4 protein-coding genes are annotated in these 2,131 nt (G+C 41.8%); 2 read left to right on the top strand and 2 right to left on the bottom strand.

The window, feature by feature from the left end; all coding sequences use genetic code 11:
- On the top strand, positions 1–196 hold a 196-nt coding region (locus tag N7974_RS20425; protein ID WP_262967373.1), incomplete at its 5' end, for a hypothetical protein.
- 61 nt (positions 197–257) lie between these two features.
- Here the strand turns inward: N7974_RS20425 and N7974_RS20420 are convergent.
- Both N7974_RS20420 and N7974_RS20415 read right to left on the bottom strand, forming a co-directional pair.
- On the bottom strand, positions 258–860 hold the full coding sequence (locus N7974_RS20420; protein WP_262967372.1) for a replication protein: 603 nt from the start codon (positions 858–860) through the stop codon (positions 258–260).
- Positions 861–877: 17 nt separating this feature from the next.
- Entirely contained in the window at positions 878–1,132 is a 255-nt protein-coding gene (locus N7974_RS20415) for a helix-turn-helix domain-containing protein (protein ID WP_262967371.1), read from the bottom strand.
- 126 nt (positions 1,133–1,258) lie between these two features.
- Here N7974_RS20415 and N7974_RS20410 point away from each other — a divergent pair, with 126 nt between their 5' ends.
- Positions 1,259–1,687, top strand: coding sequence for a helix-turn-helix domain-containing protein (locus N7974_RS20410; RefSeq protein WP_262967370.1), 429 nt, complete (start codon positions 1,259–1,261; stop codon positions 1,685–1,687).
- Positions 1,688–2,131 lie beyond the last annotated feature (444 nt).

The raw sequence follows: 2,131 nt of genomic DNA, 5'->3' as shown, positions 1-2,131 counted from the left end.
TTGCTATGATTTCGTTCATGGTCAGTTTGGCTGCGAATGCTCTGTTAGAAGCGGTATTCTACCTTCTCTGACCTTTCTCCTTCCTCCGATATCTGTAAATTACTCATCCCAATTGGCGAAGGTATTGTTTTTAGCAGAGGGTTTCTTTTCTTCTTCACAAAAAAAACCAAAATCACTACCACCACAAAAATTCTGATTTTCCGCATATTGCGTTATTGAGTTAAAAGGTGGTGGTGGTACTTTCTTTTCACTTTCTTTTACTTTCTTTTCTGTGTGACCAACTTGGTCACACCCCCGAGACCAAATTGGTCACACTTCATTTCTTCAACTGTGACCAAACCTGTCACGTTTTCGTCGTCAACTGTGACCAAATCTGTCACGTTTTCATCGTTAACTGTGACCAAACCTGTCACGTTTTCGTCGTCAACTATGACCAAACCTGTCACACTTTCATCGTCAACTGTGACCAAATCTGTCACATTTTCATCATCAACTGTGACCAAATCTGTCACAGTTTCCTCAGAAGCACTGACCCAATCCGACTCCCCGGTTTTAACACCCCACTGGCCATAATCTTTATTGAGCCCCAAACCATTAATATAGGAGCTGGAGTCACGAACCAAGACCTGCCTTTCGATTAGCATCCTAATGCACCTGGCCACATGTGTGCGCTGTAACCCTGTCATTAACGCCAGTTGTGAGTTTCCTATCACCGCTGTTTTTTTATGAAAGCCGTAAGTCTTGCGGATTACGGCCATGATCACCTTGTATTCGTTTTGTGAAAATTTATAAAGCACAAGTGCCTCCAGCAATTCATTGGCAATGGCTGTGTAACCGTTTTGTATTTGAGGGGATTTCATGTAGTTCAGGTAAGGGTTTAACTGCTTTTACTGATACCGCGCCTTTTACTGGTACGACGATCAAGCAAGCGGTTTTCTATGACTGAAATCTCCTCATTAAGCAGGTTTGCATCAATGCCAAATACTTCTTCTATATCGAGTGCCTTCACGATACTGATAGGCCGTTTACTTGAAACCCATTGCTGTACCATGGTTTGCCCCACACCCACCAATCTCCCGAACTCGGCCTGAGACATGCCCTTTTTAATCAGATAATCCTGTAATGCTTCCATTTTATTTACCGATCTAAAAACCAACCTACACAGCGCACATACTAGCACAGCTAGTATTATAAATCAATAGCACTGATAGTGGTAACTAATTAGCTGTGATGTTATTTTGAACGCTGAGGTGATTAAATGACAAAAAAACGGCGTGAATTAACAGAGCTTGAAGCCATGTATCTGGAACGCTTTAGAAAAATCTGGAACGAAAAAAAACAACCCTTACAACTAACCCAAGAAAAAGCCGGTCATGCTTGTGGCTGGAATGGACAATCTGCCTTTTCCCAATATTTAGGCGGCCTGGTACCATTAAACATTGAAGCGGTTTTACGACTGGCAAAAGTGTTACAAGTCCACCCGGCTGAAATTATGCCGGACATTAACGAATTGTTACCTGAGGGACGCGGAGATACGACCGCTGCAACTGAACAGGAAAAGGAAGCTTTAGCCCTGGCACGCTTGATATTGGAACTACCGGACAAGCAGCGTGTCGTGCTTCAGAATGTAGCTTCGGCGTTTAGTACTGAGGTTAAGGAACAAGCAGACGCTTTAAATAAAATATAGTGAATTGGCTCTATTGGTTTTACTACAAAAAAAGTAAAAAATGCCGGTAAAACAAGGCCTGTGATGTAGTAGATTTGTAACTACTACATAAAACAACCCAAGTAGGGCTGGGTATGTGTGAACTGGATGCTGGCCGGGAAATCCTTGCAAGTGATTGATTTTTAATCTCTTGTTAAGTAAGTGGATGTCTCTTTAGGCAATGCTACAAGCACTTATGTTATGTCTGATTTGTATACCGGGCCCCTTGATCTTGACTATCAACTAATATAGAAGTTACGCATTGACGGCGAAAATAAACTATGATCAGGAGTTCTGATACTCAATAGACATCTTTCCTAAATAATCGACATAGAATTTGGCCTTTATAAGGTTAAAATAGTGATCTACCTCTGAAAACACGGATAGCCATGACTCCTTATGCTCAATTACCAAGACACAAGCCTG

Source organism: Methylobacter psychrophilus, from assembly GCF_025583945.1.
Classification (GTDB): Bacteria; Pseudomonadota; Gammaproteobacteria; order Methylococcales; family Methylomonadaceae; genus Methylobacter_C; species Methylobacter_C psychrophilus.
The sequence above is the reverse complement of the archived record's forward strand: the minus strand, read 5'-3'. Positions and strand labels throughout refer to the sequence as shown.

What these genes read in the sequence shown, in the direction of transcription:
- N7974_RS20420 (WP_262967372.1), bottom strand. Translation starts at nt 860, where the DNA reads ATGAAATCCCCTCAAATACAAAACGGTTACACAGCCATTGCCAATGAA.
- N7974_RS20415 (WP_262967371.1), bottom strand. Translation starts at nt 1,132, where the DNA reads ATGGAAGCATTACAGGATTATCTGATTAAAAAGGGCATGTCTCAGGCC.
- N7974_RS20410 (WP_262967370.1), top strand. Translation starts at nt 1,259, where the DNA reads ATGACAAAAAAACGGCGTGAATTAACAGAGCTTGAAGCCATGTATCTG.